General features: G+C 73.4%; 10 protein-coding genes. 5 read left to right on the top strand and 5 right to left on the bottom strand.

The features are described 5' to 3' along the window. Positions 1 to 254 precede the first annotated feature (254 nt). Positions 255 to 2,942: a bifunctional acetate--CoA ligase family protein/GNAT family N-acetyltransferase gene (locus ASG32_RS06540; protein ID WP_056523686.1), complete on the top strand. Its 2,688-nt coding sequence runs from the start codon at positions 255 to 257 to the stop codon at positions 2,940 to 2,942. Between the two features lie 54 nt (positions 2,943 to 2,996). Here the strand turns inward: ASG32_RS06540 and ASG32_RS06545 are convergent, their stop codons facing one another. Beyond that, a complete protein-coding gene (locus tag ASG32_RS06545; protein ID WP_056523688.1) occupies positions 2,997 to 3,530 on the bottom strand; it encodes a DNA starvation/stationary phase protection protein in 534 nt (177 codons plus the stop codon). Positions 3,531 to 3,666: 136 nt separating this feature from the next. Beyond that, a complete protein-coding gene (locus tag ASG32_RS06550; protein ID WP_056523691.1) occupies positions 3,667 to 5,547 on the bottom strand; it encodes a L,D-transpeptidase family protein in 1,881 nt (626 codons plus the stop codon). Between the two features lie 384 nt (positions 5,548 to 5,931). On the opposite strand from ASG32_RS06550, the gene ASG32_RS06555 reads away from it, so the two are divergent. Continuing rightward, positions 5,932 to 7,050 carry an acyltransferase gene (locus ASG32_RS06555; RefSeq protein WP_056523695.1) on the top strand — a complete coding sequence of 373 codons (1,119 nt, stop codon included), beginning with the start codon at positions 5,932 to 5,934 and terminating at the stop codon, positions 7,048 to 7,050. Here ASG32_RS06555 and ASG32_RS06560 read toward each other — a convergent pair. Beyond that, complete coding sequence (locus ASG32_RS06560; RefSeq protein WP_056523698.1) at positions 7,037 to 8,215, bottom strand: endo-1,4-beta-xylanase; 1,179 nt, start codon at positions 8,213 to 8,215, stop codon at positions 7,037 to 7,039. The genes ASG32_RS06555 and ASG32_RS06560 overlap by 14 nt on opposite strands. Positions 8,216 to 8,371: 156 nt before the next feature. Between ASG32_RS06560 and ASG32_RS06565 the strand changes: the two genes are divergently transcribed. Beyond that, a complete protein-coding gene (locus ASG32_RS06565; RefSeq protein WP_056523701.1) occupies positions 8,372 to 9,214 on the top strand; it encodes an SDR family NAD(P)-dependent oxidoreductase in 843 nt (280 codons plus the stop codon). Positions 9,215 to 9,363: 149 nt separating this feature from the next. Here ASG32_RS06565 and ASG32_RS06570 read toward each other — a convergent pair whose 3' ends face one another. Then, a complete protein-coding gene (locus ASG32_RS06570; protein ID WP_056523704.1) occupies positions 9,364 to 9,651 on the bottom strand; it encodes a GIY-YIG nuclease family protein in 288 nt (95 codons plus the stop codon). 219 nt (positions 9,652 to 9,870) lie between these two features. On the opposite strand from ASG32_RS06570, the gene zwf reads away from it, so the two are divergent. Both zwf and ASG32_RS06580 read left to right on the top strand, forming a co-directional pair. Continuing rightward, complete coding sequence (zwf, locus tag ASG32_RS06575) at positions 9,871 to 11,343, top strand: glucose-6-phosphate dehydrogenase (protein WP_056523707.1); 1,473 nt, start codon at positions 9,871 to 9,873, stop codon at positions 11,341 to 11,343. A gap of 122 nt (positions 11,344 to 11,465) precedes the next feature. Further along, complete coding sequence (locus ASG32_RS06580) at positions 11,466 to 11,666, top strand: hypothetical protein (protein ID WP_056523710.1); 201 nt, start codon at positions 11,466 to 11,468, stop codon at positions 11,664 to 11,666. 41 nt (positions 11,667 to 11,707) lie between these two features. Here the strand turns inward: ASG32_RS06580 and ASG32_RS06585 are convergent, their stop codons facing one another. Further along, positions 11,708 to 13,222: a glucan biosynthesis protein gene (locus ASG32_RS06585; protein ID WP_056523713.1), complete on the bottom strand. Its 1,515-nt coding sequence runs from the start codon at positions 13,220 to 13,222 to the stop codon at positions 11,708 to 11,710. Positions 13,223 to 13,254 lie beyond the last annotated feature (32 nt).

Genomic DNA, 13,254 nt, shown 5'->3' on the forward strand with positions numbered 1-13,254 from the left:
GTGCCGTCTTAGAGTGGATAAATGGCGCCCGATATTGAACAAAAGGAGGTCTGGAGACCGCGCTCGCGTCGACCACGCGATTTCCGGCCGGCGCGTGCCGACCGGGCGTTGCAGGCGCGCCGGATCGCGCCATCTGGGAGAGCGGCGGGCGCCCCGGCGCCTCGTCCGTTCGGACGTGAGCGAGAGGCCAGATGCGTGCCGCCAGGAACGGCCTGCGGGACCGCGTCCCGTGACGATGTCGTGAGCCGCCGGTCGTGAGCACCTACCGGTTCGACAAGCTGCTGGCGCCCCGCTCGATCGCCCTGGTCGGGGCGGTGGGGCGCGAGGGCTCGCTGGGGCGCAGCGTGCTCGACAGCCTGCGCGCCGCGGGCTTTCCCGGCGCGATCATGCCGGTCCAGCCCGACCAAACGACCGTCGACGGGCTGGCCTGCGTGCCGCGGGTCGCGGATCTGCCCGCCGCTCCCGACCTCGTCCTGATCGCGGTGCCGCCGCCGAGCGTGCCCGAGGTCGTCGCGCAGGCCGCCGCGATCGGCGCCGGGGCGGCCGTGATCCTCACGGCGCGGCTCGGATCCGGGCCGGAGGATCCCGGTCCGGTCGCCCACGGGATCGCCCGCGCCCACGGCCTGCGCCTGCTCGGGCCCGACAGCGCCGGCTTGGCGGTCCCGGGCGCGAGGCTCAACGCCAGCCTGTTCGCCCAGGCGCCCGAGGTCGGCGACCTCGCCCTCGTCTCGCAATCCGGCACGGTCGCGGCCGCCATCGTCGCCTGGGGCGCCCGCCACGGCACGGGCTTCTCGGCAGTGCTGTCGCTGGGCAGCGTCCTCGACATCGGCGTGGCCGACTGCCTCGACCACTTCGCCGCCGATTTCCGCACCCGCGCGATCCTGCTCTGCCTCGACCGGGTCGCGGATGCCCGCCGGTTCATGTCGGCCGCCCGCGCCGCGGCCCGGGCCAAGCCCGTCGTGGTCCTGCGGGCGGGCCGGCACCGGCCCGACACCCGCGCCGCCGTCACCCATACCGGCGCCCTGGCCCGCCCGGACGCGGTCTACGCCGCGGCCTTCCGGCGGGCCGGCCTGCTGGCCGTGCCGGACCTCGACGCGATGTTCTCCGCCGTGGAGACCCTGGGGCGGCAGCGGCCGTTTCCCGGCCACCGGCTGGCGATCGTGTCCAACGGCCGCGGCATCGGCCTCCTCGCGGCGGACCGGCTGATCGAGCGGGCCGGGACCCTGGCGGCGCCCGCTGAGGCGGAGGGCCGCGCACCGGGAAACCCCCTCGACCTCGGCATTGACGCCGCCGGTCCGGCCTTCGCGTCCGCGCTGACGCCGCTGCTGACGGACCGGACGAGCGACGCCGTGCTGGCGATCCACGTGCCGACGATCCGCTCGGAGGCCGGCGCGGTGGCCGAGGCCGTCGCCGCGACGGTCAAGGCCGCCCGCGCCGGCCAGACCCGCAAGAAGCCGGTCTTCGCGGTCACGCTGGGCGACGCGGAGGCGGCGCGCGAGACCTTCGCGCAGGCCGGGATCCCGCATTTCACCACCGATTCCGAGGCGATCGAGGGCTTCCTGCATCTCGTGCGCTACCGCGAGGCCCAGGACGACCTGATGCGCACGCCGGACTCGCTGCCGCGGGACTTCTCCCCCGACACGGCGCGGGCCCGCTCGATCGTCGCCGGCGCCCTGCGCCAGGGCGCCGCGTGGCTCGACCCGGTGGCGGTGAACGGCCTCCTGCAGGCCTACGGGATCCCGACCGTCCCGATCACGCTCGCCCCCGACACGGACGCGGCCGCGGCGGCCGCGTGGCCGATCATCGCGGCGGGCGGGACGGTGGCGCTGAAGGTCGTCTCGCCGGACATCGTGCACAAATCCGACATCGGCGGCGTCCACCTCGACCTGACCAGCGAGGCCGACGTCGCGGAGGCCGCCCGCAGCATCCTGGCCCGCGCGCGCCGGGAGCGGCCCGACGCCCGGGTCACCGGCTTCGCCGTGCAGCCGATGGTCCGCCGCGGCCAGCGCCGGGAGCTGATCGCCGGGCTCGCGGAGGACGCGGTGTTCGGTCCGGTGGTGGTGTTCGGCCGGGGCGGGACCGCCGTGGAGGTGATCGACGACCGCGCCCTCGGCCTGCCGCCGCTCGACCTGACCCTGGCGCGCGACCTCATCGCCCGCACCCGGGTCGCGCGCCGCCTGGAGGCCTACCGCGACGTGCCGGCGGCCGATCTCGGGGCGATCGCGCTGACGCTGGTGAAGCTGTCCCAGCTCGCCGCTGACCTGCCGCAGGTGCGCGAGCTCGACATCAACCCGCTCCTGGCCGCCGAGACCGGCGTGCTGGCCCTCGACGCCAGGGTCCGGATCGGGCGCGCCGAGCGCGGCGCCCAGGGCAGCGCCCACGGCCGCGGCCACCCGCGCTTCGCGATCCGGCCCTATCCGGCCGAGTGGATCCGCACGCTCAACCTCAAGGACCGGACCGTGCGGGTGCGGCCCGTGCGCCCGGAGGACGAGGGCCTGTTCCTGGCCTTCTTCAAGGGTCTTGATCCGGAGGACCTGCGGCTGCGGTTCTTCGGGCCGGTGCGCGAGTTCAGCCACGCCTTCCTGGCCCGCCTGACGCAGCTCGACTACGCCCGCGCCATCGCGTTCGTGGCCACGGAGATCGGGCCGGGCGGCGGCGAGCGCATGCTCGGTGCGGTCCGGCTCCACGCCGACGCCAACCACGAGAGCGGCGAGTACGCGATCGCGGTGGGCCGCGACGCCCGCGGGACGGGCCTCGCCTTCGCGCTGATGCGCCTGATGATCGACTGGGCGCGCTCCGAGGGGATCGGCCGGGTCGAGGGCACGGTGCTGGCCGAGAACCGGCCGATGCTGGCGGTGTGCCGCCGCCTCGGCTTCACGCAGGGGCGCGACCCGGACGATCCGGGCCTCGTGAAGGTGCACCTCGATCTCGCAACCGGCTAGGGGCGCGGCGAGGCCCGACCCGGCGCCGGCCGCGCCGGTGCCGGGGGGCGCGGCTCAGTGGCCGCTGTCGGTCGCGTTGCGGGTGGTCTCGTAGAGGAACCACGTCCGCTCCTCGGACTGATCGATCCACTCCTCGAGCTGCGAGGTGGTCGCCACGTCGCCGGCCTCGTCGGTGACCTCGTGGAGGGTCCGCATGTTGGCGGTGAGGGCCTTGTTGTCGTCGCGCAGCTCCTTGAGCATGTCGAGGGGCGAGACGTACTCGGCATCGTTGTCGGCCACGCGGGTCAGGCTCTTGGCCTGGCCGAGCGAGCGCAGGACCGTGCCGCCGATCTTGCGGGCGCGCTCGTTCACCGCGTCGATGATCTCGAAGATCTGGGCCGACTGCTCGTCCAGCAGCAGGTGGTAGTCGCGGAAATGGGGCCCGCTCATGTGCCAGTGGAAGTTCTTGGTCTTGATGTAGAGGGCGAACAGGTCCGAACTCAGGACCGTCAGGCCCTCGGCGATCGTCCGGACGTCGCTCGGATCGAGGTCGGTCGGGGTGTTGAGGCGCGCGCTCTCGATGCGGCTGCTCGGCTTGGCCTTGGCCATGGTCGTCTCCAATGCGATTCGCTGGCTCGGCGCGCCGCTCCGTCACTCCGCGGAGGGGCGAACGCGCCTTCTGCAGGCCAATGGCCGGCCCGCCGGGATGTTCCGGCGTGCCGAGAATCGCATAGCTGGGTTGGCTTTAGCGGGTAGGTTCGACGGATTCCAAACTGCGGTGCTCGGTAACGGGCCGCTCCGGCGACGGCTTCGCCGATGCGGGCCTGACCGGCGCGGGCCCGACCGTCGCGGGCTTGGCCGCGGCAGCCCGCGCGGGAGCCGGCTTCGCGTCGTGGGCGGCACCGGGCCGGGGCGGGGCCGGCGCGGTGGCGGGGGCCGGCTTCGCGGCGTCCGCGCCCGCCGCGGGCGGGATCGCGCCGGTGGCGGCGGGCTCGGGCGCCGGCGTGTCGAGGTTGTAGATGTCGTCGCGGAAATGCGCCTTCCCGTCCGGCGTGGCGAAGCCGGTGAGGTACACGAAGGTGACCGGAATCGGCTTGGTGAGCTTGATGTCGCGGCGCTCGCCGTCGGCGATGCCGGTCTCGATCTCGATCGGGCCCCAGCTCGTGCCCGGCCCGTTGGGGCCGTCCGTGCCCTGCAGCAGCCAGCCGACCAGCTCCTTCACCTGTCCGACCCGGACGCAGCCGTGGCTGTGGAAGCGGACGCTCGCGGCGAAGAGCGACTTCGCCGGCGTATCGTGCATGTAGACGGCAAAGCGGTTCGGCATGTCGATCCGCACCTGGCCCAGCGAATTGTCGAGGCCGGAATCCTGGCGCAGCGTGTAGTTGACGGCCTTCTGGCCCGCCCAGTCGATCCGGGTCGGGTCGACCTCGCCCGCCGGGCCCAGGATCCGGATGCGGTTCTTGGCGAGGTAGCCCGGGTTCTTGCGCATCGCCGGGATGATCTCGTTCTTCACCACCGAGGCGGGGACGGTCCAGGTCGGGTTGAAGTTGATGTCGGTGATCCGCGTCTCGACGGACGGCGTCGCCTTGTCGGGGGAGCCGACCACCGCGACGTAGCGGCGCGTCACGGCGCCGTTCTCCACCGCCTCCACGGCGGCGGACGGGATGTTGACCACCACGTAGCGCTCGCCGAACGGGAATTTCGAGCCCATCAGCCGGGCCGCGGAGGCGGCGAGCTGACGCTGGCGCACCGCGGCCGGCACGTTGAGCGCGTTGATCGTGAGCCGGCCAAGGATACCGCTGTCGGGCAGGCCGTGACGCCCCTGGAACGCCGCGATCGCCGCCACCAGGGGCGGGTCGAGGCGGTCGTTCGCGGGGGCATCCGCCGGCAGGTCGCCGGTCAGCGTCAGGTGGTGGCGCAGGGCGGGGATCGCCGGGTGGCGCTCGCCGGGCTTGAGGCGCGCGAGATCGTCTGGCAGCCGCTCCCAGCCCCCGGCCTCCGCGAAGGCCGCGTAGCGCTCGGCCGCCCGGAGCGTGTCGAGGAACGTCCGCGGCGTCAGCGTCGGGTTCGGGTCGGCGGAGACCTTGGCGTAGACCAGCGGCGCCGGCTCGCGGGACCTCTTCGCCGCTTCCTGAGGCTTGGCCGGCTGGGACTTGGTCTCGGCCGATCGGGCGTCCGACGCCTTGCTGTCCGACGCCTTGCTGTCCTGGGCCTTCGCGTCCTGTGCCTTCGCGTCCTGTCCCTTCGCGTCCTGCGCCCTGGCATCCTGCGCCTTGCCCTGCGCCGGGACTGGCTCCGGCGCGGCCTCGGTCGCCCGGGGCTCGGCTGGCCTGGTCTCGGCCGACCTGGTGTCGGCCCGCTTGGCCTCCGCCGGCTTGCCGGCCGCGCCCTTCGCCTCACCCTTCGCCTCCGGTGCGCGGGGCTCCTGGCCCTTCGCGGTCTCGCCCGCGGCGGGCGGCACCGCGACCGGCGCGGCGAGCGGCGGCACCGGCGCGGGGCCGCCCTGCGCCGCGCCGGTCCCCTGCGCCAGGGCGACGCCGGGCGCTCCGAGCAGGGCCAGCAGGGACAGGCCCGCACCCAGCGCGGCGTGCGGGCGGGCGTGACGGCGGGGCTGGACCGGGACCATACGCAACACTCCCGACGCGCTCAGGCGGCGCGACCGGGCCGGATGATGGGCCGGCGTGGTTACCAATCTCCTCCGACCCCGAGAGCGGGCAGGATCGGGATTCACGATCCCGCCATTGATTCATCCGCGTGTGACATCGCGGATGTCGGTCGGCGTGAACGTCGCGCTCATACATTCATGCGTTGCTGGCTCCGGCGCCCACGTCTTTGCGAGCGGAGCGAAGCGATCCAGACGGCGCGACGCCGCCCGTCGTCGCGCTGCCCCAGGTCACTTCGCTCCGCCCGCGATGACGGAGTAGGACACCTTCATCGAAGCGTTCCGTCGGACACCGCGTGGCCGGGCCGCCACGGCTGCCCAGGCCCAGACAGGAGATCGGTCCCCAGCATGCCGGATTCCGGTGATCCGATCCCGAGGACGATGCCCTACCTGCCGCAGCTCGACGGGGTGCGGGCGCTCGCCATCCTGATCGTGTTCGCGGCCCATTGCGGCTACGGCCACGTGGTGCCGGGCGGCTTCGGCGTGACCGTCTTCTTCTTCCTCAGCGGCTACCTGATCACCACGCTCCTGCGGATCGAGCGGGCGCGGACCGGGACGGTGTCGCTTCCCGCCTTCTACCTCCGGCGGAGCCTGCGCATCCTGCCGCCCATGTACCTGACCCTGCTCGCCTCCGGCGCGCTGTACGCGGCGGGGTGGCTCGACTGGATGCCGGTCGCGCCGGCGGCGGTCCTCGGGCAGGCGACCTTCCTGACGAACTATCCCGGCCTGTTCGGCACCGAGGCGGTGCTGCCGGTGCCGCTCTGGAGCCTCGCCATCGAGGAGCACTTCTACCTCGTCTTCCCGCTGGTCTTCCTGCTCTGGCTCGGGCGCCTGCGGCCGCGCCGCGCGGCCCTGGCCTGCCTGGGGCTCTGCGCGGCCGTCCTGGCGATCCGGTGCGTCAACGTCTGGCGGCTGCCGGATTACAGCCTGAACTACAGCTGGACCCACACCCGGATCGACGCGATCCTGTTCGGGTGCTGCCTCGGGCTGTGGAACAATCCGGTGGTCCCGGCCGACCGCGCGTGGCGCCCCGCGCCCTGGCACGTGGCGGCGAGCCTCGCGGTGATCCTCGGGACCCTGGCGGTCCGCGATCCCGCCTTCCGGGAGAGCCTGCGCTACACGCTCCAGAGCGCCGCCCTGTTCGTGCCCTTCGCGTACCTGCTGCACGGCGAGGGACCTCTGGTGCGGCTGTTGGCCAGCCGGCCTATGCGCCGGCTCGGGCTCTGGTCCTACAGCTTCTACCTCGCGCACATGACCGTGGTGGCCCTGGTGCTGCACCTGCGGCCCGGGCTGCACGGCGTCGGCCTGATGCTGGCGGCCTTCCCGGTGACCCTGCTGTGGTGCTGGGGCATGTACGGCCTCGTCGAGCGCCCCTGCGCGCGCGTCCGCCGCCGGCTCCTGGCGGACCGGCCGCCGGAGCCGAGCCTGGCCGAGGACGGCCGCCGGGCCGGCGTCACGCCCGCCTGAGCTTCTCGCGGGCGGCCCTGTGATCGGGCGCGGCCTCGAAGGCCGCCTTCATCGCGTTCCACAGGGGCTTGCGCCGGAACTGCGCGTCGAGCGGCAGCGCCCGCTGCGGCAGGCCGTCGGGCCGCTTGCGGTAGGGGTGGTCGTTCAGCCACGTGTCCGGGTCGTAGATGTCCCAGGTCAGGACGTCGAGGCAGGCGGGCTCGTCCAGCACCACGTCGAGGTAGCGGCGGGCGTAATCGGCCACCATCCGGTCGCGGGTCGCCACGTCGGACGGGAAGGCGCGGTCGTCGATGTCGAGCTCGGTGATCTCGATGCCGAGGCCCATCTGGCCGATCTCCCGCAGGAAGCGCCGCAGCTGGCCCTGATCGATCGGGATCGTGCTGGTGAGGTGCGACTGGAGCCCGAAGCGCCGGATCGGCACGCCCCGGGACCGCATCGCCTCCAGGCGGCGCAGGACCTTGGTGCGCTTGGCCTCCATCCAGGGCACGCCCTGCTCCACCGCGTCCTCGTTCCACGTGCCGGCGGCCGCGGGGTCGGTCTCGTGCAGGATCCGGAAGGCGAGGTCGACGTACCCGGGGCCGATGGAGGCCAGCCAGGGCGAGTCGCGCAGGCCGCCGCCGCGGTCGGGATCGGCCTCGTTGCCGAGGATCTCGTTGACCACGTCCCAGGCGACGATCTGGCCGCGGTAATGGCCCGCCACCGTCTCGATCCAGCGCCGCATGAAGTCCTCGGCCTGGACGGCGCTCGCCCGGCCGAGCAGCGGTCCGACCCAGGGCGGCAGCGCCGCGTGCCAGACGAGCGTGTGGCCGCGCATGCGCTGGCCGTTCGCCCTCGCGAAGCGCAGGATGGCGTCGCCGCGGGCGAAGTCGGTCTTGCCCGGCGCCGGCAGGACCTCCTCCATCTTCATCTCGGTGCCGCAGACGAGGATGCCGCATTCCCGCGCCACCGCCTGCCGGTAGGCGGGCGTCGCGTCGAAGCGGTGGAACGGCACCTCGCAGCCGTATGTCAGGCCCTTGGCGGCCGCGGCGGCCTGGAGGCTGTCGGCCGACCAGGACGGCCGGCCGAGGGGACCGAACCCCGCCGGGCCGGCCGCGCGCGCCGCGCCGGCGAGGCCGAGGGCGGCCGCGCCGGCGAGGATCGACCGGCGGTGCGGGAGAGGGGGCATCCGGGTGCTTCGTTCCGTGACGTGCCCGCCACCCTAGCAGAAGCCGCCGCGGCGGCGATCCGCAGGTTCTGCCGGGGCGGCGCGGGACCGCGGCGCGAACTCGCCTTCCGCCCGGGGCGCCCCATCTGATGGGCGCCCGTCAGCCGAGGATCCGTCATGAGCCAGCACCCCGCGATCAGTCCGGGCCGCAGCGCGGTCGTCACCGGGGCTGCGAGCGGCATCGGGCTCGCCGCCGCGCAGGCCTTCGCCCGGGCCGGCATGAACGTCTGGCTCGCCGACCTGCCGGGGCCGGTCCTGGACGCGGCCCGGGCCCTCGTCGCCGAACTCGCCGCCGTCGAGGTGCGCGCCGTGCCCACCGACGTGTCGGACCGGGGCGCCGTCGAGGCCCTGGCGGCCGCCGTCTCCAAGGGCGGGCCGCCCGCCCTGGTGATGCTGAATGCCGGGATCGAGGCCGGCGGAAAACTGTTCTCCGACGCCGACACCTGGACGCGGATCCTGGGCACGAATCTCGGCGGCGTGGTCAACGGCATCCACGCCTTCGCGCCCGGCATGATCGAGGGCGGCAAGCCCGGGGCGATCATCGTCACGGGTTCGAAGCAGGGCATCACCACCCCGCCGGGCAACGCGCCCTACAACGTCTCGAAGGCGGGCGTGAAGGCGGTCACCGAGGCGCTCGCCCACGAGCTGCGCAACCGGGAGGGCTGCCACACCACGGCCCACCTGCTGATCCCGGGCTTCGTCTACACGGGCCTCACGAAGGCCCGCGGCGTCGCCGAGAAGCCCGCCGGGGCCTGGACGCCCGACGAGACCGTGGCCTTCCTGCTGGACCGGCTCGCCGCCGGCGATTTCTACATCCTCTGCCCGGACAACGAGACCACCCGCGCCCAGGACGCGAAGCGGATCGCCTGGGCGTCCGGCGACATCGTCGAGAACCGGCCCGCCCTGTCGCGCTGGCACCCGGACTACGCCGAGGCGTTCAAGCGGTACATGGCGGGGTGACCCACGCGGCCTCGCGCTGCCCTGGGTCACGTCGCTCCGCTCGTGATGACGGAGTGTGTGAAGGCGGCCTGGGGGGCCGCGATGAGCCAGACAACGCCGTCTTTGCGAGCGCAGCGAAGCAATCCAGGGATCCGCGACGCCGGACCCGTTCACGCGAGATCGGGATACAGGTCGTTCCAGTCCGGATTCGTCGCCTCGATCAGCGCGAGCTTCTTCTTCCGTGAGCCCGCCTTGATCTGCTTCTCGCGGGTGATGGCCTCATTCATCGTGGGATAGCGCTCGTACCAGACGAGGCGTTGGCAAGCGTAGCGGCTCGTGAAACCGGGAAGCAGCCCCTCCCGGTGCTCGTGGACCCGCCGTGCGAGGTCCGAGGTCACGCCGGTGTAGAGCGTGCCGTTGCGGCGGCTCGCCATGATGTAGACGGCCGGCTCGCGCATCGTGCTGTCCTTCGGCGCCGCCGCGCTGCCCTGGGTTGCTTCGCTGCGCTCGCAAGGACGGAGCGTGGCAGCGTGGACTTGCCCGGATCTGTCCCGGCCGCCCCCTGAACCGGACAGCGCTGGCCTGCGCCCCTCGTCTGGCGAAGCCCTTGCACACGGGCTAGGTCAGTGCGACGCAGCCGCCGCACGAGACCAGCGCACGACAACCGGGAGCCGCACTTGGCCACGATCATCCCCGTCGCTTCCTTCGACTGCGTCGTGTTCGGCGCCACCGGCGATCTGACCGCGCGCAAGCTCCTGCCGGCCCTGTTCTACCGATTCCGCGACGGCCAGATCCCCGAGACCAGCCGGATCATCGGCGCCTCGCGCTCGGAACTGTCCCTCGACGCCTTCCGCGAGCACGCCCGCGACGCGCTCAAGCGCTTCGTGCCGGCGGCCGACCTGTCCGACGACATGCTCCACCGCTTCCTCGACCACGTCGACTACGTCGCGGTGGACGGGGCCGGCGACAGCGGCTGGACCGACCTCGTCGCCAAGCTCGACGAGCGGCCCGACCAGGTCCGGCCCTACTACCTCGCCACCTCGCCCGACCTCTACGGCTCGATCTGCCGCAACCTCGCCACCCACGGGCTCGTGGGGGAGAAGTCCCGCGTCGTGCTGGAGAAGCCGATCGGCAAGGATCTGAAATCGGCCCGGGCGATCAACGACGCGGTCGGCGAGGTCTTCCCCGAATCGCAGATCTTCCGGATCGACCACTATCTCGGCAAGGAGACGGTCCAGAATCTGCTCTCGCTCCGCTTCGCCAACACGATCTTCGAGCGGCTCTGGACCTCCGACGTGATCGACCACGTCCAGATCACGGTCGCCGAGACGGTGGGGGTCGAGGGCCGGGCCGGCTACTACGACACGTCGGGCGCGATGCGCGACATGCTGCAGAACCACATCCTGCAGCTCCTCTGCCTCACCGCCATGGAGAGCCCGCTCAATCTCGAGGCGAACTCCGTCCGCGACGAGAAGCTCAAGGTGCTGCGCGCCCTGAAGCCGATCACCAGCCAGGACATCCCGCTGGTGACGGTGCGCGGCCAGTACGTGGCGGGCGCCGTCGACGGCAAACCGGTCGAGGGCTACCTCGCCGAGCTCGGCCACGAGAGCCGGACCGAGACCTTCGTGGCCATGAAGGTCGAGATCCAGTCCGGGCGCTGGGCCGGGGTGCCGTTCTACCTGCGCACCGGCAAGCGCCTGCCCCAGAAGCTCTCCGAGATCGTGGTGCAGTTCCGCGCCTCGCCGTTCTCGATCTTCCCCGAGGAGGCCTTCGGCCGCGAGCCCAACCGCCTCGTGATCCGCCTGCAGCCGCAGGAGGGCATGAAGCTCGAGGTGATGACCAAGGATCCGGGGCCCGGCGGCCTGCGGCTGCGCCCGACCGACCTCGACATCTCCTTCGAGGAGACCTTCAAGCAGCGCTACCCCGACGCCTACGAGCGCCTGCTGATGGACGTGGTCCGCGGCAACGCGACGCTGTTCATGCGCCGCGACGAGGTCGAGGCGGCCTGGGCCTGGGCGGACGGCGTGCTCAAGGCCTGGGCCGACCGGCCCGAGGCGCCGCGGCCCTACCCGGCCGGCAGCTGGGGCCCGACCGCCGCCATCGCGCTGATCGAGCGCGACGGCCGGACGTGGCACGAGGAATTGCGGTAACGACGCGCCGCGGCTCACGGCCAAGCTGCCTTGATACGGTCAAGCCGGATGTGAAATCTGTCGGCGCTGCCGGATACCGCCCCGCCAGAGGGTGGAGACGGCGCAGCACGAGGGATCATCACATGCTGGACCATCATCGGGACGCGGCCGTCCAGGCCGAGCGTCGCCTGGAGCGTTCGGTCGCCGCCGCCCTGCGCGTCATCGCGGCCGCCCACGACGAGCGGCAGGCGCCGCCGGTCACCGCGGCCCGCCGCCGCCTGAGCGAGGTCTACGGCGCCACCCGCCTGGCCCGGCGCCTGGAGCAGGAGCGCCGGACCGCCTGAGACACGCCGTCTTCGCGAGCGTGGCGACGCGATGACGGAGCCTAGACGGCGGCGTCCCAGGTCTCGCTGAGTGGGACGGTTCCGCGGACCAGCCGGGCGCGCAGCACGACGTCGCCCGGCGGCACCGGCTCCGGCGGGCGCCACTCGACGTAGATCCGCCAGCCTCCGGTCTGCGGCACGAAGTTGGCCACCGGATCGTGCAGCGTGCCGGCGCTGGCCGAGACCTCCGCGGCGACCGCGTCGTCGGGACCCTTCGGCAGGCCCGGACCCTCGAAGTCGATGACGCAGAGGCGCCGCCGCGGGTCGGGCGGGTTCGACGGGCGCAGGCGCTCCGCCGAGCCGAGCCGCGTCGACGTCACCCGGGCGAGGGCGGCCTCCGGGATCGCCGGCACCGGCTCGGCGCCCACCGTGGTCAGCCCGTAGCGGACGTGCAGCGGCGCGCCGGGCTGCGCCGGGGCCGCCGGCACGAAGGCCGCCACGATGTTGTCCATGTACTCCTCGCCCGACGGGATCTCGAAGAGCTGCACGGCGCCGTCCGCGAAGGCGCCCCCGGCGGAATCCGGCGCCACCCACAGGCCCGGCCGCGCCTCGTGGCGCGCCTCCACGTCGAGGTAGGCCGCGAAGCTCCGCTCCCGCTGCAGCAGCCCGAAGCCGGCGAGCGGCCGGGCCGCGAAGGCGGAGATCTGCGGCTGCGCCCGCCCGTTGACCAGGGGCCGCCAGATCCGGTCGATCCGCGCCGGGTCGGCCCCGGCCGCGACGCAGAGCCCGTCGGAATCGTGCACCTGCGGCCGGAAATCGTCGAACGGCTTGGCGCCCCGCGCCCCGGGCCCGTTCTGGCCGTACAGGAACATGCTGGTGAGCGGCGCCAGCCCGAGCTTCGGGAGCGCCCGGCGCGGGTGGAGCGCCGCGGTGACGGCGATCCGGGCCGGGTCGCCGGGCGCGATCTCGAACCGGTAGGCGCCGGCCACGCTCGGGCTGTCGAGGAGGGAGAGCACCGTGAGGGTGCGCGCCTCCGGCTCCGGCTCGCAGATCCAGTGGGCCACGAAGTCGGGAAATTCCTCGCCCTCCGGCGCGCCGGTGCCGATGGCGAGGCCCCGGGCCGAGAGCCCGTATTCCTGGTTCGCCGCCCGCAGGCGGAAGTAGGAGGCGCCCAGGAAGACGAGGAACTCCTCCTGGAAGCCCTTCGGCCGCCAGGCCGGCGTGTCCGGGAAGGCGTAGTGCAGGCGGAAGCCCGCGAAGCCGAGATCCGCCGGGAAGCCCTGGCCGGCGAGCCACGTGCCCAGGTCGAACAGCCCCGTGTCGTAGGGGATCGGCCGCGCGGGCCCCCGGAGCGGCTGGAGGTGGAGCGCCACGCGCCGGCGCTGCAGGAAGCCGCGGTGGAACAGCTGGGCGCTGAAATGCGCGCCGAGCCGCAGGCCCGCGTCCGGCCGGAAGGTGATCGCGCGGTAGCCGTCGTAGTCGAGGGCGGCGAGCGCCGGCGGCAGGTCCTCGGGCGGTGCGGCATAGGGCGCTGCTGCGCGCCGCGCCGCCTCGGCCGAGAGGGTCTCGAAGGTCATCGCGTCGCCCTGCGGCGGAAGCGCCGGCCCGG

This window comes from Methylobacterium sp. Leaf361, from assembly GCF_001424445.1.
In the GTDB taxonomy this organism is placed as follows: domain Bacteria; phylum Pseudomonadota; class Alphaproteobacteria; order Rhizobiales; family Beijerinckiaceae; genus Methylobacterium.

Bases quoted from the DNA above. Each gene is read 5' to 3' on its own strand.
- ASG32_RS06545 (WP_056523688.1), bottom strand. From the start codon at position 3,530: ATGGCCAAGGCCAAGCCGAGCAGCCGCATCGAGAGCGCGCGCCTCAAC.
- ASG32_RS06550 (WP_056523691.1), bottom strand. From the start codon at position 5,547: ATGGTCCCGGTCCAGCCCCGCCGTCACGCCCGCCCGCACGCCGCGCTG.
- ASG32_RS06555 (WP_056523695.1), top strand. From the start codon at position 5,932: ATGCCGGATTCCGGTGATCCGATCCCGAGGACGATGCCCTACCTGCCG.
- ASG32_RS06560 (WP_056523698.1), bottom strand. From the start codon at position 8,215: ATGCCCCCTCTCCCGCACCGCCGGTCGATCCTCGCCGGCGCGGCCGCC.
- ASG32_RS06565 (WP_056523701.1), top strand. From the start codon at position 8,372: ATGAGCCAGCACCCCGCGATCAGTCCGGGCCGCAGCGCGGTCGTCACC.
- ASG32_RS06570 (WP_056523704.1), bottom strand. From the start codon at position 9,651: ATGCGCGAGCCGGCCGTCTACATCATGGCGAGCCGCCGCAACGGCACG.
- ASG32_RS06580 (WP_056523710.1), top strand. From the start codon at position 11,466: ATGCTGGACCATCATCGGGACGCGGCCGTCCAGGCCGAGCGTCGCCTG.
- ASG32_RS06585 (WP_056523713.1), bottom strand. From the start codon at position 13,222: ATGACCTTCGAGACCCTCTCGGCCGAGGCGGCGCGGCGCGCAGCAGCG.